A 19,727-nucleotide genomic window follows, 5' to 3' on the forward strand; every position below is an offset into this window, starting at 1 on the left:
ATGTGGAACAAAAGTGGGTATTCAAATGAGCCGTCGGCTGGATCATCCGAGCCGACGCATTTCACAGCCAAAAACTAGTACGTGAACTAGGTCTTGATGTGCTTACGCTTTGCCTTGCGAGCTTTTGCATTCGCAGGACGTGCACCGTGATTGGCTTTCTTCAACTTACGATGTGGCTTGGCCATGGTTCGTATCCCTTATAGGTTCGGAAAATATGACGTTATGTGGGGCAAACCCGGAAGTCTGCGCCGCGATTTGGTTCAGAATCTATTTAGTATAGCGATTTGGGGACGATCCGAAAGCCCTAATGGGGGCCTCAGAGGTGGTTTAGCCGCCCCACAGAAAACACGCTAAACCTTTACTGGCATAGCAGTTAGCGATTCATGGACGAATCGTCAAAGGAATCGCGAGTTTCCGCGTCATCGCGGGACGGTTCCTTGTGGGGGTGCGATTTCGGCTCGTCGGGAATGTCGGCCAGCTTGCGGCCTCGAGGACGCTCGCGGGGGGCCGACGCTTTCGCTTCGATCTCTGGCACTTCGCGGCGGAAGCCAGAGATAAGCGTCAGAATGCAGGGCAAAACGACCAGCGACGTGAATAGACAGCACGCGACGCCGATGGTCAGCACGCGGCCCAGGCTGGCCAAACCGCGGTGATCGGCCAGCATCAACGCTCCGAAGCCAATCATTGTCGTCAGCGAAGTAATAATCACCCCGGTCGCCGTAGAAGCTCCAAGCGAATACCCCTTCGACTGCCGGCGATAGTCGTGCACCACGTGAACGCCATCGTCGATGCCGATCCCTAAGATCAGCGGCAGAACAATCATGTTGGCAGGGTTCAAAGGAATGTCGGCGAACCCTTGCACGCCAAACAGCATCAGCATGCCGAGCCCGACGGGGGTCAGCGCCAGCAGCGTGTTGGTCATGCTGCGGAAGTCGATCAACAGAATGATCATCACGGCAATCAGCGAGTAGATCGCCGCATGGACGTAGCTGAGCTGCATCTGACGCGAGGCATAAAACGTTTGCAGCGGCTGCCCGGTCACTTTGTTGTCGACCGATGTGACCTGATTCACGAAGCCTTCCAGTGCGTCCATATCCCAGATGCTGGCGTTGGGATAAATACGCAGCAGCAGTTGGTTGTTCTTGCCAACGAACCGCGAGACGAGCGCTTCCGGCAAGTCACTGATCGTCGGAGCATCAGGGTTCGAGATGGCCGCGAGCGAATGCAGCCATTGCAGCAATTCCCCGGCGTTACGCTGCTGGAACTGGGAAATGATCGCGTTGTATTTCGGCTCTGGCATTCCCCGGAGCAGTTCGCGGATTTGCGAAAGCCGCCGATAGGTATGCTGAGCGGCCGGATCGTCCGGCGAAAGTAGCCGCTGCGAATCGGCAAGGACCTGACCAAGATGGCCGGCCGGAGGAATCGAAATGGTCGGAACGTTTTCGGGTAGTTGCTTCAAGCGATGATCGAGGTCGGCGATCATGTCGAGCTTTTCAGGCGAACTGTCGGGCATCAGCGAGGCAATCTCTTCCACGCGATTCACCGTCGGCAGGGCCTCGAACTTTTCCTTTCGCTTCAGCAGCGTCTCGCGGTCTTCGGCAATCGACAACGCAAACCACACGCTGCGGTCGGTATCGTTCAGTAGTTTCTCTTCCCACTGAACGCTTTCCAAACCTTTTGGCTGAAGGTTCAACAGGTTGTGATCGTAACGCAGCTTGGGCACCCCAATCGCGATACATCCAACAACAATCAACGAAACCAAGAGCGTTGTCTTGGGCGTCTTAATCAGCGGCAACACCCACCAATCGAGATGCAGGGGTTTGGGAAGTTGAAAGCGATTACGATGCCGATCGGCCAGGTGGATCGTTGCCGGCAAGACCGTCATGGAAGCGACCAAACAAACCAAAAGCCCGCCACCTGCGATGATGCCCAGCTCGGCAACGCCGGTGAACTTGGTTAGCGACGCCGTAAAGAACGCCACCGCGGTCGTTAAACCGCCGGTAACAATCCCAGGCCCGATATCTTTAGCCGTTTGAACCAACGCATCGCCGGTCTTCTTTTCTTCTGCTTCACGCAAGTATCGTGCAACGTAATGCACACCAAAGTCGATCCCCAGGCCAATCAAGATGACGCCAAAGGAAACGCTGAGAATGTTCAAGTGTCCGACGAATGCGGTCGTGAAACCAACCGACATGGCAATGCCGATCAGCAGCGCGACGACGGCCAAAAGTGGATGCCGCAAACCACCAAAGGACGCAATGAACAGAAACGCGACGCCAACCAAACTGATAACGCTGGCTTTGGTCATGTCGACCTGGCTGCGTTCCATTTCGTCGTTTTCCATCACCGGTAACCCCGTCAAACCGAACTTGAGCCGAGGATACTTGGCTTGGAATCGATCGAGGATTTGTCGCAATTGAGCAATGGCTTCTTTGCCCTGGGCGAGCTCCGACTTGTTCTTCACCAGGCGAAGCAAGATGAGCCCCATTTGCCCTTCGTTGGCCAGGAAATAGTCGGAATCGATCTGGCTCATTGCGTTCAAGGAATCGTTCGGCGGAACGAGCACGGAACCTTGCGATTCCCCCTGCCCCATCGCGGCGAGCAAGTTGCTGGCCAATCGATCGAGCTGCTGCCGACTTTGCTCCGCCATCATCTGGGCCTGGGGCGAACCAGGCTGCCGCTGGGCGAAGAGCATCTGTTGGTTCAAGCTGTACGCCATTTGCCCGACGCCGATTGAATCCCACTGCCCCTGCATCACCGGACGCAGGCGCTGCAACTGCTGATCGATCTTCGTCAGGTCGGACTCCGGCAGGAAGTGCAAACCTTTCTCGCGAACTTTGCTGAGACCGCGCTCGTGCAAGACGGCATAGAACGACTGCTGCTCGGCGGTCAGCTGGGTATACAGATCTTCCAAGGCCGGGACGATTTCTTCGCGGCCAGGTCCTTCGATGACAACGACCACATCGTCGTCGGCGCCGAACTCGTCGAGGTATTCCAACCACAGCTGATTGAAGCTGCTTTGCTGATTGATCAGATCCAGCCGGCTTGTTTTGAACCCAAGGTGATTCGTCGCGTAGAAAACCGAAAGCCCTGCGACGACAAACGCCACCAGCAGCACCGCAATCGGATAGCGCACGACTTGACGTGTTCCCCAGGCCAACGGCTTGGCGAGCAACGACTTTTCTTCCGACGTTTCGTGATGGTTAGGCATGTGCCAGCGGCGACCGCGCGAAGGACTTCAAAACCGAGCGGCCTGCTAGGTTTATGATCGAGACATGTAGGAGGTTCGCAGAATCTTACGCAAACCGTTATCCGGCGCTAAGAGCGAAGCGCGTGTCTAGCAATGCTAGCACACCATCGCGGCATTCGAAGCGCAGAAGTAGCTCGAACGTGTGAAGAGTCGGTGCAGAAGCGTACCGTCTGGGCTGGGTGGTTCCGGTATTCAACTCGGTACCACCCAAGGCTTTAGATACAGCGTGGCGAGAAGACGTGGGATTAACCCAAGCCGAACCACTTGCCAATCGATGGGCCATTGAAGGAATCGATGGCGGACTTTTCGTCCTTCTGAATATCGATGACTTTGCCGATCTTCATGATCTGAAACACCTCCATGATGTTTCCGGTCACATTGCAGACTTTGAATTTGATCTTGGCGTTCTTGCAGTTCTTATTCAGCAAGATCAGCTTGCCGATCATCGCGGACGACATGTACTCGATCGCTCGGAAGTTGAGCAACAACTTTTTGGCGGTCGCCGCTTCCAGGATCAACTGCTCGAATTCCTTTCCCACGCGGTCGATCGCGGTTTCGTCCAGAATCGAAGACTGAATGAACTCGGCGACGACAACTTCCTGGACGTCACGGACTTTCAGGTAATGGTATTTGATCGCCATTGAGTGGGCTTTCTAGAAATCGCGCGTGGATAACGAATGAAAAAGTAGGAACCCCTAGCAGGGTAGAAAAGGACCACTAGGGAGGTCAATGGAGCCAGCCCTCTCCAGATGCCTCGATTATCTCTAGCGAAGCTGGGAAAGCAAAGCATAATCTATTGTTCTCACGAGTTTTCCGCCCCGCTAGGAGGGTTCCTAGTCGCGCGAATCCATAAAATCAGACCTGCTGCGGACGCCACTGCTGCACATCCGGCCAATCCTAAGTAGGCCGACTGCAAGTGCGTGTTCTCTCCGACCAGCCCGGCAGCGATTGCCCCGATGCCATTTCCGACCGCGAACGACACCCCGTAACAAAGGCTTCGGCGCGCCCTCGGCGTGTATTTGGCGATCAGACTGTTAAACACCGGTTGATGCATGAAAAAGATCATCCCCCACGCAGCAACGCAGTACCATTTCCACTGCGGAGGGGCGAAACTCATCCCAACTAAAAAGGGTACCGTACCAGCACAGATGGTCATCAACTGGATTTCTAACCGTTTCGGCCGAGCGATCTGACCTGCGACATACTGCCCGATACACCCCAAAATAAGCGAACTGGCGGCCAAAATATTGCCGCCGATCTCGCCCTGGGTCTGAAATCCGAGTACCTGAGCGTCGGACAGATATCTTGGCAAAAAACTCATCACGCCATGGTAAGAAAGCCCGATCGAACTGGACATCACCAGCAAGATCCCAAAACTGGCCCAGTTGCCACGGTCTTCGATGGCGGCTTGATCGACCTTCGAGAAAACTCGCTCCGGCGACTGCAGCGTGAGATAAACGAACACCATGCCGATCGAAATCGACATCACCCCTAGCACGGCATAAAACGCATGCCACGAATGGGTGAGCGATAACACGCCAGCTGCGATCAACGGCACGCCGCCGATTCCGAGCGAACCAAACACGCCATGCCAACCCAATGTCTTCGGCAGCGTATCAGGAGTTGTTTCATGCGAAAGCAGCGCCAAGCCAGCTGGGTGATAAATACTCGCCATCACCCCCATCAAAAACATCGAGCCGAACAGCAGCGGCAGCCCTGGCAGCAAGATCGACGTGAAGCATGTTACGCCGCCGCCAAGCAGATAAAGGGCCAGCATCCGCTTCGCCCCGTACCGATCGACCAACCATCCGGCGACCAATGCGCCGACGCCCCACGGAAAACGCCACACGGTTTGCAGCCACCCCGTGGTTGCCGATCCGACGTCGTATTGGGCCGCGATCGATTGTTCCACGCACGGCAATGAACCTTCCAGCACATGCACCATGGCATGGGCAGCGCAGACCGCGAGTATCAAAATTGCTAACGTACTTCCGGCCGCCTTCACGCGTGGCTGACCTCCGCCAACTTGGCCAGCGTCTCTTCCGCGGCACCGCCATCGATGGCGATCTCAGCGAGTCGGGCACATTCGCTCAACGAATCATTCTTTCCTAACGTCCACAACGCAGCCGCCGCGTTGATGACCACAATATCGCGAGCGCCCCCTTTCTTGCCGGCAAGAACACTGCGGATCATGGCCGCACTTTCTTCGGGGCCGTCAACAAGCATGTCTTCTTTGCCCTGCCGCTCGATGCCAAATTCTTCTGGCTGCCAAACGATCGGGACGGTGCCGCCGGGCGTGGCGATCGTGACATCAGTAGCGTCGCTGATGGTCACTTCGTCCATGCCGTCTCGACCAGTTACGAACACCGCTTTGGTGGTTCCCAGCTTTTGCAAGGCGCTCGCCAGCAGTTCGCGGTACTCTGGCTTGCCGACGCCGAGCAGTTGAAACGGAGCATTGGCCGGATTGCAGAGCGGCCCTAGCAAATTGAAGATGGTCGGAACGCCCAGCTTCTTACGCACGGGGGCCACATGCTTCATCGAACTGTGCATCAGCGGTGCGAAGCAGAAGCAGATACCAACTTCGTTCAGGCACTTTTCAATCGTCGGCACGTCCGCTTCGATGTTCACGCCGAGTCGAGAAAGGACATCGGCACTGCCGGACTTGCTGGTCACGCTGCGGTTGCCATGCTTTGCGACGGTAACACCAGCGGCGGCAATCACCAGCGCGGTGGCGGTACTGATGTTGAAAGTTCCACTGCGGTCGCCGCCGGTCCCGCACGTGTCGATAAACTTTTCGCTGGGAGAAGCGATCTTCACCATGTGCTTTCGCATGGCGGTCGCGGCTCCGGCGATTTCGTCCACGCTGGGGCCCTTTTCGTTGAGCGCCAACAGCAGTGCCCCGATGTCGTCGTCACTCCAAGCCCCTTCCATCATCTGATCGATGGCGGCGGCCATTTCTTCTAACGAGAGGTCCGTGCGAGACGTTACCTTGGCGATGACTTCAGAGTGCGACAACGGACCAACTCCCCAATTTTGGGATGAATGCGTACGAGAAATCGACCATTTTAGTCCCCCAACCGCCGCGGTCCTAGCCACGATGTCTCTGCCGCTGGCGGGGGAAAACTGTTATAACATGACGAAGCCGACCTAGGTGAACCGATGCAAATCGACGTTTCGCTTAGGCCAATTCGCCCTAGCCGGCCCTCAAGTTCCCGTTCCACGAAGGCAGGAGGTTCCGTCCTATATGTCCAGGAAGGTCATTATCGACTGCGATCCCGGCATCGACGACGCCGTAGCGCTCATGATCGCCTTGTTCGACTCTCGTCTGGATGTCCTTGCAGTGACATCGACCGCAGGGAACGTGAACGCAGACCAGGCTTATACCAACCTGCAAGCGTTGATCGAATGTCTCGATCCGCCTCGTCGGCCTCGCATTGCGATGGGGCCAGGCCCACGTCTCGCACCTCCTGTCGACACAACCTACCTCCACGGCAGCGACGGCTTAGGCGAAATTCATTTGAACGTCGCCAAGCTTCATCAAACCCATTCGGCCGAAAAACTGATCGGCGACGAAATCCGGGCCTTTCCGGAAGAAGTCACTATTTTGTGCCTTGGTCCGACCACCAATATCGCCAATTGCCTGCAGCGCGATCCGGCGTTTGCTGCTCAGGTCGGACAAATTGTGATCATGGGTGGTTCACTGAATGGCGTCGGCAACGTTACTCCGTGTGCCGAGTTCAACTGCCATTTCGATGCCGAAAGTGCTCGCCGGGTGCTGCACTCGAAGACGACCAAGACGCTGGTACCGATCGATATCACCAGCCAGGTCACCTTTGGAATCGATCTGCTGGAACAGATTCCGAAGAAAGAATCACGCGTCACGAACTTGCTGAATAAGATCTTGCCCTATTCCTTCCGTTCGCATCGACGGCACCTGGCTCAGGAAGGCATTTGCCTGAACGATGCCGTTGCATTGGTCGCATTGCTGCAGCCGGAACTATTTGAAGCCGTTCCGATGGCGTGCGACGTTGAAACGCAAGGCGACTTGACGCTTGGGGCAACAATCTTTGATCAACGCACGGTAAAGACTTGGACGCCCAACATGGAAGTGATGACCAGCGTCGATGCGGCAGCCGTGAAAGATTGCATCCTGCGAGGCATCATTCAAGCTGCCAGCGAGACGGTTGAATAGGAACCGGCTCGCTCCATTGCGGAGTGGCTCGGACGTAAAAGACAGAGCCACTCTCCGATTCTTAGAGACTGTCTAGTTCTCAAATCGATTTCGAGCCGCAAGCCGTACGGTCATTTCGACGAACTTGCCATCGCGGAAGATCTCGAAGCGAATGTCTTCGTCGAGCGGGCATAAGCTGACGATGTTGATCAGTTGCAAATCGTCTTCCACTTCCTGTCCGTGGAACTTGGTGATGATGTCACCGACTTGAATCTTGGCAGCTTCCGCAGGTGAACCAGGCGTGACGCCGCTTACTTTCGCTCCGCGAGCACGAAACAAACCGATCTCTTTGGCAGCTGCGGCGTCGAAGTCGGCATCCATACGAACACCGAAGAATGCCCGCGCGACTTGCCCTTTCTCGATCAATTGCTCGGCAACGCTAAGGGCCGCGTGAATCGGAATGGCAAAGCCGATGCCATCGTTTCCGCCTGAGTTGCTGGCAATGGCCGTGTTCAGACCGATAACCTCGCCTCGCAGGTTGATCAGCGGACCACCGCTATTTCCTGGATTGATGGCGGCATCGGTCTGAAAGAAATTCTGTAACTTCAAGCCTTGGCGACCAAGTTGTAAGTTGCGGCGTCCAACGGCACTGATGATTCCGTAAGTTACTGTCTGACTCAATCCAAAAGGACTGCCGACCGCAAATACCATTTCGCCTACTTCTACCCGGGAACTATCTCCCACTTCGGCAGGCACGAGTCGCTCGGCGTCGACTTCAACGACGGCGACGTCGGTATCGCGATCGGTGAGAACACGCTTGGCGCGGATCAGCCGGCCATCTTCCAGGTAAATTCGGATCCGCTCGAGCGGGGCCTGATTGATGACATGGCGGTTGGTCAGGATGAAGAAACCTTTGCCGTGTGAGAAGATAATCCCTGCACCAGCTTCGTCGACTTCGCTATTTCGCGAGAAGCCATTACCAGCCATCGTCGTTTCAATATGCACGATGGAGGGACGAACGAACTTCACCACACGCTTTAAATGATTGAGATGCCGCTGAAGGAAATCAGCCTCAGCGAGAATTTCTTCACGCAACTCGGCACGCTCCATCGGCGAGACATAGCGTTCTTGCCCCGAAGCAATCGTGGAAACGAGCAAGACAAGCGAGAGGGATAGGTAAGATCGCATAGCATCGACACCAAAACCGGGGGAGTTCTGTCGGCGTGGTCCATCATGAACCACACCCCACAAGTTAGATCGTGCTAGCAGTGCGACGAGGAAAAGAAAAACGGGACGAGTTTTAGACTCGTCCCGTTAAAAGTTTGCGGGTTGTAGCGGCCGTGCGTTAGTTGACGGCTTGGGTGTCGTCGGTCTGGGCCCAGCTGACGCCATCAGGACCAAGTTCTTCCAGTTCGCGTTGGCATTTGATGCACAGCGTCGCGTACGGTAATGCCTGCAGGCGAGCGATCGGAATGGTGGCGCTGCAGCCTTCGCATTCACCGTACTTGCCGGCTTTGATTTGTTCGAGTGCCGTATCGATACTGGCAAGTTCACGGCTTTCGACTTCGGCCAACTGCGAACTGAGTTCGTCCTGGACCGAATCGAGCGCGAAGTCGACGACGTCGCCGGAGGTCTGTTCAAGTTCCTTCAACAGACTCAAGTCCCCAGCCAACGCCTTACGCAGGGCGTCGCGACGGCGAAGGAGAATTTCCTTCATCTTGCCGATAAATTCGTCTCTTGACCGTGCCATGATGTCACCTTGGGAGCAGGAAAGTCGTATTTTTAGCGATTCGTTTCGCCCCTGCCTAGTATTTAAATGGAGCGGAAAGCTCGAAACTAATCGAGGCTTTCAGTCCCCCTGTTTGGCGGGCAAATCTTTCATCTCACTGACGTAACGAAACTATAGTACGCCTCTAGAACAGTAACCGAGAAATTTTCCTCCGGTTTCACGTTCTCTTAGCAGTTTCTCGATTTTGCCGTAACACGTTCTGCAATAAAGCTTTACAAAGCATAAGCCATGGTCGACTGAGGCTTTTTTACCACGGATTGGCCAAGCCGATTTCATATTCAAGACACTTTCCTCTTGCGAAAATCGGGTCAACTTGCTTTGCGGTAGCCCCTGTCGGTGCAATCGGATCATCGACATTTTCTCTCAATTTCCCTATCTAAATTGCCCGGGTGAACTCTTTTTGATCGCCCAAGATTCTCCGCAGGTACTGCTTTGACCGTACAGTCAGCGTGACCTATATCCCTTAGCGAAATAGGCACTTACAGGCCGCCCCCCGCGGTTTGCTGCACGAGTCAGCAGCCCGACGTCCTGAGGCGTTTCCTACCCTTGCAAAGCAGTACCATGGTTCAAAACAACGTTCTCCCCCCCTCGAAACGCGCTTCTAAGCTCTTGGGCAAATCGTCCTCGCCGCTGGTCCTGAAAGTCGAAGGAACCGAACGCGACGGACAGATCATCCGCGTTCATGCGCCGAAGTGCCTCGTCGGATCAGATGCTGGCTGCCAGTTGCGTTTGATTGCCGCCGACGTGCAGCCGAAGCACTGCGTCATCTATCGCGGCCAAGGGGGAATGATTGTTAAATCGTGGACGCGCGATACACGTATTAATGGCAACACAATCTCCGAAGCCTGGCTACGTATCGGCGATCGTCTGAGCCTCGGCAGCTTGAGCTTCGAGATCCTGGAAGACGAGCAAGCCGCTTCTCCAAACGTCACGCAACCGCTCCCAGAACGGAAACCGTCCAGCCGCGCGCTGCGCAAACGAACCAATCGCCGCATTCGCAGCTTGCTGGATGTCGTGCGTCAACAAAAAGACACCTTCAGCGATCTGCAAGCAAAGTTTGACGAAACGCAAAAGCTCGTCGATTCGTTGTTGGCCAAAGAAGCAGACGTTCAAACGACGACAGAGTCGCACGAACAGCTTCTGACCGAACAGCGCATCGAACGCCGCAAGCAAAGCAATCGCCGCGTAAGGACATTGCTGAATCATGTCCGCGATCTGATTACCAGCAACAGTCAATTGCAAGCCGAGCTGCGCGAACAGCTGGAGATCAAGCAAAACCAAATTACCGAGATTCGTCAGGAACTGGTTTCAACCGCCGACGCCAGCGAAGAAGAGCGTGCTCAGCGGCGTCGCCTGGAAGCCACCTTGAAAGAATCCGAAGCGACCGTTTCGCATCTCAAAGAACAATCGGAAGAACTCCAGTCCCGTGCCGAGCAACTTCGCGAACGCTGGCTTTCGACCCGCAAGAATGGCAAGACTCGCGTCAAATCGATCTTGTCTCACCTCCGCGAGATGCGTGATCAGGTTGTCCCTGCCGAAGAAACATCGGAATCAGAAGACAACGGAGCCGTGTCCCGTCTCACCGAATTGCGTCTGGCCTACGACGATGCATCGCGCGAGCTGCAAGAGAATCGCGATTCGCTCAAGCACGCCGAAAGTGAATTGGCGTGGTCGCAGGAAGAACTTGAGCAGCGCGAGCAACTTGCCAACGAACTGCAGTCGAAGATTGCCGAGTTGGAACAACAACTAAGCGAAGCCCATCAGGCCCAGCCAGAAGGAGCTTCTCCAGAAGAGCTTGCCCAACATGCGGCAGACGTGGATTCGCTTCGTCATCAGTTGGAAGATGCAACGCTTCGTGGCGATGACCTCAAATTGCAACTTGACGAACTACGCGAGCAAAACGTCGAACTTCAGAAAACGATTCACCAGCAAAAAGAGATCGAAGAGAACTGGAAGCAACAGCTCGAAGATGCTCGCCAACAATGCCTGACAATTCGCCGGCAGTTGGAAGAGGAACGTCGAATCGCCACGCCTCCGACCGCTGCCGATTCGCCGGAAGAGGTCGAAGAACATGACTCGGCGATCGATCACCTTCGCTCAATGGGAATCCTGCGTGAAACGCCTGAACCGACTTCTCACGAAGCGACCGAGCCCGAGGAAGAATCGCCGGCGGAGTTGGCGAATGAAAAGGAAACTCCGAACGTGAACCCAGTAACGGGTCTTACGAGTTTCCCCAATTTCCAGTTTCCGGAGGAAGAGCAAGATTCGCCCGAATCGGATTACACCGCACACGAATCGCCATCTAACGAAGTAAAAGAAGACAAGCCTGCCGGTGGTACGTCGGACGACGACATCTCGATCGACGATTACATGCAAAACCTGCTGGCTCGAATGCGTGCCAAGACAGGCGAACCAGAACCGGCTCCGCAGCCCAAGAAGACCGAACCGGTCAAAGTCGAGAAGTCGGAACCGGAGCCTGAGCCGGAACCAGTTCGTCCAATCACGCGGGAAGAGTTCATTCCGTCACGTAACGCGCCTGAGCAAACCTCCGATATTCGCAAGCTACGGGAACTGGCCAACGAAACGGCCAAAGCAGCCATCGACTCGGCCACGATCAATCGCTGGGAAACACTCTGCAAGTCGAAGATGATGGTTTCGCTGTTTGCGTTGGCGGCCGGCTTCACGCTGCACTACTTGTCGACAAGCTACCTGAGCGTGGCGTTCGCTGGAGCATGCATGGCGTACGTGATCACGGTTTTCTGGTGGTTGCAATCGGCGGTTATTTATCAGCACGTGAAGTCGAATCGCAAGGAACGCATGGACAAGCGTTTCAAAGACGAGATCATCAATCCGCACGGATTGGCACAGGAATCAGAGCCGACCGAGGAAGAAGAAGTCTAAGTCCCGCGAGCAAATCCGAACCATTCGATTTGCTTGCGCTGGCAGAGTTGCAGCCCGTGCTGTTCAGCCCACGGCTTGAGCCATTGACCGATTGCTTCCAGTTGCGGAAGTTCGATTCCCTGCGGCATCACAAATACCCGCTGGCGGTCGATCTCTGGTAGTCGGTCCAGATACTGCAGCACTTCGTCGCAATCTGGTTGCTTGTCGATGACAAACTTCAGCTGGTATGGAAACTCGCCGATCAACCGGCGCACGATGTCCAACTGATCGCGGGTTTGTTCATGCCGCCGATGCCAACGAGGAAACTCTTGGGCATCCGGAGCCGAGTTCGACATTTTGGGGCTGATCGACATTAAATCGCACGCGAGCGGCAAATGCAGCGTGCCGGCCGTTTCAATGGTGATGTGCCGCCCCGATCGCTGGATTCCTTCACATAGCGGGATCATTTCGGCGAACAGCATCGGTTCGCCGCCGGTGAGCACGACCTTATCAACTTCTAAAAGTTCGATGCGGCCCAAGATCTCGGCGACCGAAAGATCTTCCCCTTCCGGGTTCCACGAAGCGTGCGGTGTATCGCAGAACCAGCAGCGAAGATTGCAGCCACTGGCGCGGACAAAGGTGCTCGACTCGCCGGTGAGCAGGCCTTCGCCTTGAATGGATCGATAAATTTCCGCAATACGCACTTATAAATCACCGCGGAAGGACGTTTGCCCTTCCCACTATTTCACAGTCCAATCGCTACGCTGGCCGCAACGAATCTTCCAGAATACCCAGAAAGAGCCTAACGCGTGGGACATGTTCGGCAGACCGCACACGGAAATAGGCAAATTTCCGAGCAAAGTCAGGTCTAGTCAGGCCTCCGGTTTGCCCTCAAAATAGCAGTTTACCACCAAGCGAGGAGTATCGGACCGTGTCAGAAGAGAATCGTGGCCTTCTCGAAACCTTCGAGAATCAACACCCCAACCGAGATTACGAGATCGAAATCAGCGTGCCTGAGTTCACTTCGGTCTGCCCCAAAACCGGCCAGCCCGACTTCGGTACGATCCACATCACCTACATCCCGGAAGCGACCTGCGTCGAGCTGAAAAGCCTTAAGATGTACATGCAGGCCTATCGCAACCAAGGGATTTTCTACGAAAACGTGACCAACGTCATCTTGAACGATCTAGTGGAGTGTCTTCACCCTCGCTGGATGCAAGTCCGAGCCGAATTCACCCCTCGCGGCGGAATCAGCTCGACGATCACCGTCGAACATTACAGCGAAACCCCACCGGACGAGTTGACGGTAATTTAAGGCGTCTCGGTAGGGTTCGCGTGTCGAGGGTTAGAACGTTGGTCTCCAAGCCACTGACCGACCTGCGACACGCGGGCCCTACCACGAAGCGAAGCTGCATGCCAGACAGCAACCCGTTTGAGTCACCGCAGTCGGAAATTGCCCCAGCAGAGTCTCCCGCTTTGTCGCCGGGGGCACGTGTTGCTCGGGCCGTATTGCTTGGGGCTCTTGGTTATGCAATTTGGGGTGGGACGATCTATTATGCTTACGATTACTTCGGTTCGTCAGGGCATACTCCGAACGATGCCTGGGTTCGCGGGCTTTTCGTAGTACTCACGTTCGCGGGATCAGAACTCTTCGTCAACTCGCATGGGCGATCCATGATTCGCCGACTCGCCTATGCCATGCTGACATTGTTCATCAGCATGATCATGACGAATGCGTTGACGACCGTCTTACCAGAAACGTCATTTTATCCACACCGAAGCCGCGTAGTCGAAGATCAGGTACGGAATGTCCTGGTTAGTGTCGGCATCTGTAGCGTGCTGTTTCTTATCACAGCGACGGCGTTGAACCGATGGCGGTCACGACGAAAAGGTTCCCACGCGTCGACACACAGCGAGTCTGAACCCAAGCCATAGAACTCGTTCTATGCAGCATCCATGCTCGTGCGGGTGACCGACAAAATCGTTTCGCTTCCCAAGTCCACAAATAACGCCTCGAGACAGCGTTGACTTAGCCCCCAGTCGAATGCCTGGCCGGGGATATTGGTGGCTGCGGTAACGACGCATTGCTTGTCTTGTCGGGCCAACGTAATCGACAGTTCCCCTTTCATGGCCCAAATCGACGACGGAAGTTCCGCGAGGATCGTACATCCCTGTTCCGCTTGCTCGACACGTTGAACGGTTTGTTGATGCTTGGCCAAGCTGCACAGGACTTTGGCCAACACGCGGCCGACTGGTTCAACCAGCGTTTCCGTTCGCTCTTTTCCAGTTCGCACACCAAGCGATGCCCACATTGGCTGGGCCACAGCGGTTACCGCGGAATAAGAAACGCCGATCGGAACCACTTTGTCGGCGATTTCCATCAACGCGTCGGCCGACAGTCCGGGGCGTGCTTGCGCTGCATGGCTGGCAATGGCAGTACGAACTTCGACATTCGCCGCAACGCGTTCGTAAACCGCGTCGTCTTCCCACGCAACCATCGCTGGAACCAATTCTTCAGCCGCGTGTTCGCTTGCCGACCGAAGTCGATGGCCACACTGGAAACAGAAATTGCCGCTCGCTTTCACACCACACTGAGAACAGAACATGCATGTTCTCCTACAAAAATGGTTCGCCTGACTAGGCTTCGTTTATCGGTAGCTGGCCCCCGGAAAGCTTTGGGCAAATTGGCAAATGCCTTAGTAATGTCGACGATGTTCGTCTTGTTTCCATTCTTCAAAAAGGGCTCTGCATTCATCGCGAAGCAGATTCGGCACCAAAATAGTCGAGCCTCCACCGGCCGCGATCACTTTCTCGGCGGGAAGGTCGAGCTCGCTGAAACCGGCCGTATCGGCATCTTCAATCGTCGCTCCGAAATAGACTTTATCGACACGTGCCCAGTGCAGTGCGGCGGCACACATAGGGCATGGTTCGCAAGTCGTCGCGACGGTGGCACCTTCCAGAATGGGATGCTGCTTGGCGTGGCATGCTTCGCGGAGGGCGTTGATTTCGGCGTGGGCGGTGATATCGATCGTCTGCCAAACGGTGTTATGCGAAACGGCGATCACTTCGCCGTCCATTTCAATCGCACAGCCAAACGGGGTTTGGCCTAACGCGATACCTTCGCGACACTTCTCGATCGCCAACTGCATGAGAGATTCCGGCGTCATGGGGTCTTCCTGCTTCAAGGGTGGTGTGTAGCTTGTTGTAACAGACGGAGAACTTGCTACCGAACGATTATTACCGGCGAATACCTTCCGACTTCTACCAACCCCTCTTTCCGCGGGGCACTTGCGATGGCGTGTCCGGGCATTCACAATACGGGCTTCCCGTGCATGAAACTTAGTGCATTAGAGAATTGTTACGCGACACAAGTTGGAAAAGCGACATGACCAAGCCCCAAGTGATTTTGACCGGTTTTGCTGACGAATCTGCGAACCAGAAGACGGCCGAACAGCAGTTCAGCGCCTTCGCAGCGTTGGGGCTGGAGTATTACAGCATCCGTTTCATTGACGTCGGCAACGGCATCAAAAACGTGATGGATCTGACTAAGGCCGAAATCGCCAAGCTGCGAACCCTGGAAGGCGAATACGGCCTGAACGTTTCGTCGCTCGGTTCGCCGATCGGTAAAGTCAAACTGCTGGATGAAGAAGACGGCACCAAGAACCGTTTCGTTCCGTTCAAGAAGTACCTGGAAAAGGACGTCAACAAGGCCTGTGAATTGGCCCATGCCTTCGAAACGAAACTGATCCGTGGGTTCTCGTTCTATCATCCGAAGGGAACCGATCCGAAAGATCACATTGCCCAGGCCGTCGATCAACTTGGACAGATCGCCGAGGCTTGTCATCGCAGCGATCTGACATTCGGTTTGGAAGTTGAAGCTAACTTGATCGGACAGAATGGCGACATTCTCGCCGAGATTCACAAGAAAGTGAATCACCCAGCGATGATGCTGATCTTCGACGCAGGTAACTTGGTTTGCCAAGGGTACACGCCTGACGAAGTGTACGATCAATACATCGCCATGAAGCCAGGCACCGGCTGGATGCACGTGAAAGACTACAAGATCACCAAGCCAGTCGGCGAGAAAGGTCACATCGACGAAGATGCCCTGAAGAACTTCGTCCCTGCCGACTTGGGCGACAGCGCCTACGAGCGGATCATGCGTGACTTCGCTTCCTCGATTCCGAAGTTGGAAAAGAAGCTGAAGAAACGTGGCATCCCAGGCGTCTTCTGCGACATGGAACCACACGTCAAGGGTGGCGGTCAGTTCGGTGGCTTCAGCGGACCAGACGGTTTCGGTGTGGCCCTGCGAGGCTTCTGTAAGGTCCTCGACTTTGCCGGCGTTGACTACCATCTGCGCGACTTCGACGACATCATCGCCGCTCGCGGATTTTGATACGCGATGACTCGCGAACTGAAATAGATCAAACTAGAGCAGGTTCCGTGGGGAGCCTGCTTTTTTGTTGGGTCGAAAGGAAAAATCGTTATGCCACGTCAGCGGATCACGATTGGTGGCTGCCCGAAGTGCGGCTCTGATCTATTAACGTGTCAGCACAATCACTTTCAGAACGACGAGCTCGAAATCCATTCGTGGGAACATAAGTGCCCTGACTGTGGTTTTCGTCAGACGGAAGCGTTCCGCAGCGATGACGAGGACGAAGAGTTCGACCCTGTCGCGGCATCGAAGTGCCCCTTCTGCGGACGCTCTTCGGACATTACCGAGTAGCTTAGTTCTTCATCGTTCGCTGCAATAGCCAACCACCGACAGCCAGTAGAGCAATATTCCCCAGCCAAACGGCTGCGGCTGGCCACTGACCATCTTTGGCTCGATCGACCCCCAATGCCATCAGCGGATAATAAACCAACAGCACTGGCAAGAATGCGGCGAAGAAGCTGGAGATGAAGTCGCTGCTTCGCTGACGAATGGCCAGCGGGATACCTAGCAGTGCGAAAAACAAACAGCTGAATCCATTTGCCCAGCGACGATGGGGTTCGGTCTTCAGTCGATTGATCTGTGAGGCGGACCAATCTTTTTCCTTCGTCCAATAGCTCCATGTCGGATCATCTTCGCTTGGCATCTGTCCGGTGACCAGGCATGCCGCTCCTTTGGCGGCCAGGACTTGGGCGACTTGATGGTGATATGTTTTCATCTTCGCTTGCCATGCCGGCAGACGCCGCATTGGTTGGTGCGATGCGTCCCGAATCCCCTCGACCGCGGTCGGATCGACCAGCGGAATCGAAGTGACAAACTTTCCTGGGTGCTCAAAGAGCTGGCCTTTCGGTCCCGTGGAATGAATGCGGCTATCGGTGAGCGTAACGATCACTTGCTTGTGGGCAGGATCTGATTCCAGCTTCGCGGTTGCGGCCGAGATGCTAACCATGCCCTGTTCGCCCGACTTGGTGATGGAGATCTCGGGGCGAATTAGCAGATCGCCATCGACATCTTTTACGAGAATCGAAAACTGATCGCTGTGGAAGGACTTTTTGGTTTTGAGCACGCCATAAACGATTTCGTCGATGGATTGCATGATGACATGCCGCAGTCCCATGTGCCCCCACGAAACGGCTACGTCGTTCAGCCAGACGCAAACTAACGACAGCATCAACGCGATGAACAGCCCTGGAGCAATAAGCGAGATCGGCGAGATGCCGGCCGACTTGATCGCGTTCAGCTCGTTGCTAGCACTCACGCGACCGTAGACATTGCAGACGGCGAAAAGCATCGTGCCGGGGATGGCGAATCTCAGAGCATTGGGCAGCAGGTAAGGAACTGCTTTAAGCAGCGGGACAAGCCCGAGTCCCTCTTTAACCGCTTGCTGGCCGAGACCGATGAACAACAGCAGCGCCGTGAGCGAGACGAGCGCAAGAACGAAAACCTTCAGCAGCTCTTCGACAATGTAACGCTGTAAAATACCCATCGCGATCGAAATCCATTTCGATCCGGTCTCAGCCCCGTGCCGAGAAAAGAATCGGCACGTACTTTAGCAATTACAGCCGAGAGAGAAAACGACAATCAGGCCAGATCGACGCGAGAATCGTCTTCCAGGGGGTTTTTCGCCCCTTTCTGCCCGCGAATCTGCGACATCAGCGAGCCGATGGCCAGTAAGAAGTGCTTCGCGGCGGCATAGTAGCCCCCCTTCTTCATCTCGGCCTCGGCGCGTTCGCCAAGCTGTTTAACGCTTTCCCATTCGATCTTCCACTGGTTTGATTCGGCCGCATCGGAAAGCTCGTCGTACAGGATCTTCAGATTCAAAGCGGTGTTCGAATCGGCATGGCACGGCACCTCGGAATAAGGGCCTTTGCCGAAGCGAAACTTCTTTTTCACAGGCACCGGAATCAGTTCGCCAGTGAATTTGTAAACGAATGCCATGATCGTTGCGACGAAGGCGACCAAAACACCAGCGAGAGCATAAGGAATCTGCTGCAGGTAATAGGCCATCCCAGCCGCGACGAGCAATAAGAAGATTCCCAGCCACAACGTTTTGGGAATGGCGCGTTTCTGCCGCTCGACTGGAGGAGGTGGAAGATCTTCCTCTTCGATCAATGGCTCGCTTTTGCAAGAATCGTTGGCCATCTTTTCATCCGTAACCCTAGCCACGATCACTGTGATATTGTCTGGACCGCCGCGCAAGTTAGCCAAGTCGATCATCAACTGAGCCGCTTTGGGGGGATCAAGCGAATGCAGGATCAGGGCGATCTCTTCGTCCGTAACTGGACCGGAGGCACCGTCGCTGCACATCATGAACGTATCGCCCACTTCTAGCGGGAAAGCCCCCTCCAAGTCGACTTCGACTTCGGCCGAAGGCCCCAGCGAGCGGGTAATTACGTTCTTAGGAATGGCTGCATAGACGTCGGACGAATAGTCTTTGCCGGCAGTGGCCGCTTTAATTTCCCAGGCCATGCTGTGATCGAACGTCATCTGCTCGAGCTTGTCGCCTCGGAGCCGATAAATTCGGCTGTCGCCGACATGCCCCATCACGGCCCCTTGCGGCAACAGCAACAGGCAACTGCACGTCGTCCCCATCTTATGGAAAGCCGCGTTCGACTCGCCGCGACGGTTAATGATGAGGTTGGCTTCTTCGATGGCCGAAGTCAGCGCCATCGCAGGCTTTTTGTCGAGGTACTTCTTATAGAGATGGCGAACCTGTTCGACGGCGATCTCGCTGGCAAGTTCGCCTGCGGCGTGGGCTCCCATGCCGTCGGCGACGATAAATAGATGGCCGCGAGCCTGCCATTCTTCCCACGAAGGTGCGAGCGCCACGCCAAAGTGGTCCTGATTGTTGGAACGTCGCATCCCCACGTCGCTCATCGCAGCAACATGCAGACACCCGGCCCAATCATGCTTTTCACTCTGGGGCATACTCGTGGAAACCTACGCAATCCTCGTCGAACAGGGGCTAACCGATCTTTCGGCAAGAGTTAGCAAGTATCTTGCGGAAAGCCCTGCATCCATGTTTTATCGGCGGGCCCCAAACGAGCCCCCCTACGTTGTCAACAAAGTTTATCGGAAGCCTTCGATAATAAACGCACCCGCTAGCGAGGGCAACTCGCGACAGGCTCGTTGGTTACGATTTGTTCGCCCCATTATCAACCGAGAACCAAGTCTCGCGTTGCCACGTATTTGGCGAAATTGAACC

General features: G+C 55.2%; 17 protein-coding genes. 6 read left to right on the forward strand and 11 right to left on the reverse strand.

The window, feature by feature from the left end; genetic code table 11:
- Window positions 1-373 precede the first annotated feature (373 nt).
- The 4 genes from LA756_RS12875 to trpD form a co-directional block, all read right to left on the reverse strand.
- Window positions 374-3,211 carry an MMPL family transporter gene (locus LA756_RS12875; RefSeq protein ID WP_224440282.1) on the reverse strand — a complete coding sequence of 946 codons (2,838 nt, stop codon included), beginning with the start codon at window positions 3,209-3,211 and terminating at the stop codon, window positions 374-376.
- A gap of 284 nt (window positions 3,212-3,495) precedes the next feature.
- A complete protein-coding gene (locus LA756_RS12880) occupies window positions 3,496-3,891 on the reverse strand; it encodes an STAS domain-containing protein (protein ID WP_224440283.1) in 396 nt (131 codons plus the stop codon).
- 161 nt (window positions 3,892-4,052) lie between these two features.
- Window positions 4,053-5,255: an MFS transporter gene (locus tag LA756_RS12885; protein ID WP_224440284.1), complete on the reverse strand. Its 1,203-nt coding sequence runs from the start codon at window positions 5,253-5,255 to the stop codon at window positions 4,053-4,055.
- The gene (gene trpD, locus LA756_RS12890; RefSeq protein WP_224440285.1) at window positions 5,252-6,265 is read right to left on the reverse strand and encodes an anthranilate phosphoribosyltransferase; all 1,014 of its coding nucleotides are present in this window, start codon (window positions 6,263-6,265) and stop codon (window positions 5,252-5,254) included. The genes LA756_RS12885 and trpD overlap by 4 nt, the downstream gene beginning before the upstream one ends.
- A 229-nt stretch (window positions 6,266-6,494) precedes the next feature.
- Here trpD and LA756_RS12895 point away from each other — a divergent pair, with 229 nt between their 5' ends.
- The gene (locus LA756_RS12895) at window positions 6,495-7,442 is read left to right on the forward strand and encodes a nucleoside hydrolase (RefSeq protein WP_224440286.1); all 948 of its coding nucleotides are present in this window, start codon (window positions 6,495-6,497) and stop codon (window positions 7,440-7,442) included.
- 72 nt (window positions 7,443-7,514) lie between these two features.
- On the opposite strand, the gene LA756_RS12900 is transcribed toward LA756_RS12895, so the two are convergent.
- Together LA756_RS12900 and LA756_RS12905 are read right to left on the reverse strand one after the other, a co-directional pair.
- Complete coding sequence (locus LA756_RS12900; protein ID WP_224440287.1) at window positions 7,515-8,609, reverse strand: S1C family serine protease; 1,095 nt, start codon at window positions 8,607-8,609, stop codon at window positions 7,515-7,517.
- Between the two features lie 157 nt (window positions 8,610-8,766).
- The gene (locus LA756_RS12905; protein WP_224440288.1) at window positions 8,767-9,171 is read right to left on the reverse strand and encodes a TraR/DksA family transcriptional regulator; all 405 of its coding nucleotides are present in this window, start codon (window positions 9,169-9,171) and stop codon (window positions 8,767-8,769) included.
- A gap of 648 nt (window positions 9,172-9,819) precedes the next feature.
- On the opposite strand from LA756_RS12905, the gene LA756_RS12910 reads away from it, so the two are divergent.
- Window positions 9,820-12,111, forward strand: coding sequence for an FHA domain-containing protein (locus LA756_RS12910; RefSeq protein WP_224440289.1), 2,292 nt, complete (start codon window positions 9,820-9,822; stop codon window positions 12,109-12,111).
- Here LA756_RS12910 and LA756_RS12915 read toward each other — a convergent pair.
- Complete coding sequence (locus LA756_RS12915; RefSeq protein ID WP_224440290.1) at window positions 12,108-12,794, reverse strand: 7-carboxy-7-deazaguanine synthase QueE; 687 nt, start codon at window positions 12,792-12,794, stop codon at window positions 12,108-12,110. The two genes, LA756_RS12910 and LA756_RS12915, sit on opposite strands and share 4 nt — an antisense overlap.
- Before the next feature lie 227 nt (window positions 12,795-13,021).
- Between LA756_RS12915 and queF the strand changes: the two genes are divergently transcribed.
- On the forward strand, window positions 13,022-13,405 hold the full coding sequence (gene queF, locus LA756_RS12920) for a preQ(1) synthase (protein ID WP_224440291.1): 384 nt from the start codon (window positions 13,022-13,024) through the stop codon (window positions 13,403-13,405).
- Between the two features lie 98 nt (window positions 13,406-13,503).
- A complete protein-coding gene (locus tag LA756_RS12925; protein ID WP_224440292.1) occupies window positions 13,504-14,025 on the forward strand; it encodes a hypothetical protein in 522 nt (173 codons plus the stop codon).
- Between the two features lie 8 nt (window positions 14,026-14,033).
- Here the strand turns inward: LA756_RS12925 and LA756_RS12930 are convergent, their stop codons facing one another.
- Entirely contained in the window at window positions 14,034-14,696 is a 663-nt protein-coding gene (locus LA756_RS12930; protein WP_224440293.1) for a hypothetical protein, read from the reverse strand.
- A 90-nt stretch (window positions 14,697-14,786) separates the two neighbouring features.
- The gene (locus LA756_RS12935) at window positions 14,787-15,257 is read right to left on the reverse strand and encodes a nucleoside deaminase (RefSeq protein ID WP_224440294.1); all 471 of its coding nucleotides are present in this window, start codon (window positions 15,255-15,257) and stop codon (window positions 14,787-14,789) included.
- A 218-nt stretch (window positions 15,258-15,475) separates the two neighbouring features.
- Here LA756_RS12935 and LA756_RS12940 point away from each other — a divergent pair, with 218 nt between their 5' ends.
- Both LA756_RS12940 and LA756_RS12945 read left to right on the forward strand, forming a co-directional pair.
- Window positions 15,476-16,486, forward strand: a complete 1,011-nt coding sequence (locus tag LA756_RS12940) for a sugar phosphate isomerase/epimerase (protein WP_224440295.1) — start codon at window positions 15,476-15,478, stop codon at window positions 16,484-16,486.
- Window positions 16,487-16,576: 90 nt separating this feature from the next.
- A complete protein-coding gene (locus tag LA756_RS12945) occupies window positions 16,577-16,816 on the forward strand; it encodes a hypothetical protein (protein ID WP_224440296.1) in 240 nt (79 codons plus the stop codon).
- A 1-nt stretch (window position 16,817) separates the two neighbouring features.
- Here LA756_RS12945 and LA756_RS12950 read toward each other — a convergent pair whose 3' ends face one another.
- Both LA756_RS12950 and LA756_RS12955 read right to left on the reverse strand, forming a co-directional pair.
- Window positions 16,818-18,008 (reverse strand): LptF/LptG family permease, encoded by a 1,191-nt coding sequence (locus LA756_RS12950; protein ID WP_224440297.1) that lies wholly within the window; start codon window positions 18,006-18,008, stop codon window positions 16,818-16,820.
- Between the two features lie 95 nt (window positions 18,009-18,103).
- Window positions 18,104-19,450 carry a PP2C family serine/threonine-protein phosphatase gene (locus tag LA756_RS12955; RefSeq protein ID WP_224440298.1) on the reverse strand — a complete coding sequence of 449 codons (1,347 nt, stop codon included), beginning with the start codon at window positions 19,448-19,450 and terminating at the stop codon, window positions 18,104-18,106.
- Window positions 19,451-19,727: the final 277 nt, after the last annotated feature.

Source organism: Bremerella sp. TYQ1, from assembly GCF_020150455.1.
GTDB classification, from domain to species: domain Bacteria; phylum Planctomycetota; class Planctomycetia; order Pirellulales; family Pirellulaceae; genus Bremerella; species Bremerella volcania_A.

What these genes read in the sequence shown, in the direction of transcription:
- LA756_RS12875 (WP_224440282.1), bottom strand. Translation starts at nt 3,211, where the DNA reads ATGCCTAACCATCACGAAACGTCGGAAGAAAAGTCGTTGCTCGCCAAG.
- LA756_RS12880 (WP_224440283.1), bottom strand. Translation starts at nt 3,891, where the DNA reads ATGGCGATCAAATACCATTACCTGAAAGTCCGTGACGTCCAGGAAGTT.
- LA756_RS12895 (WP_224440286.1), top strand. Translation starts at nt 6,495, where the DNA reads ATGTCCAGGAAGGTCATTATCGACTGCGATCCCGGCATCGACGACGCC.
- LA756_RS12900 (WP_224440287.1), bottom strand. Translation starts at nt 8,609, where the DNA reads ATGCGATCTTACCTATCCCTCTCGCTTGTCTTGCTCGTTTCCACGATT.
- LA756_RS12905 (WP_224440288.1), bottom strand. Translation starts at nt 9,171, where the DNA reads ATGGCACGGTCAAGAGACGAATTTATCGGCAAGATGAAGGAAATTCTC.
- LA756_RS12925 (WP_224440292.1), top strand. Translation starts at nt 13,504, where the DNA reads ATGCCAGACAGCAACCCGTTTGAGTCACCGCAGTCGGAAATTGCCCCA.
- LA756_RS12930 (WP_224440293.1), bottom strand. Translation starts at nt 14,696, where the DNA reads ATGTTCTGTTCTCAGTGTGGTGTGAAAGCGAGCGGCAATTTCTGTTTC.
- LA756_RS12935 (WP_224440294.1), bottom strand. Translation starts at nt 15,257, where the DNA reads ATGACGCCGGAATCTCTCATGCAGTTGGCGATCGAGAAGTGTCGCGAA.
- LA756_RS12940 (WP_224440295.1), top strand. Translation starts at nt 15,476, where the DNA reads ATGACCAAGCCCCAAGTGATTTTGACCGGTTTTGCTGACGAATCTGCG.
- LA756_RS12945 (WP_224440296.1), top strand. Translation starts at nt 16,577, where the DNA reads ATGCCACGTCAGCGGATCACGATTGGTGGCTGCCCGAAGTGCGGCTCT.
- LA756_RS12950 (WP_224440297.1), bottom strand. Translation starts at nt 18,008, where the DNA reads ATGGGTATTTTACAGCGTTACATTGTCGAAGAGCTGCTGAAGGTTTTC.
- LA756_RS12955 (WP_224440298.1), bottom strand. Translation starts at nt 19,450, where the DNA reads ATGCCCCAGAGTGAAAAGCATGATTGGGCCGGGTGTCTGCATGTTGCT.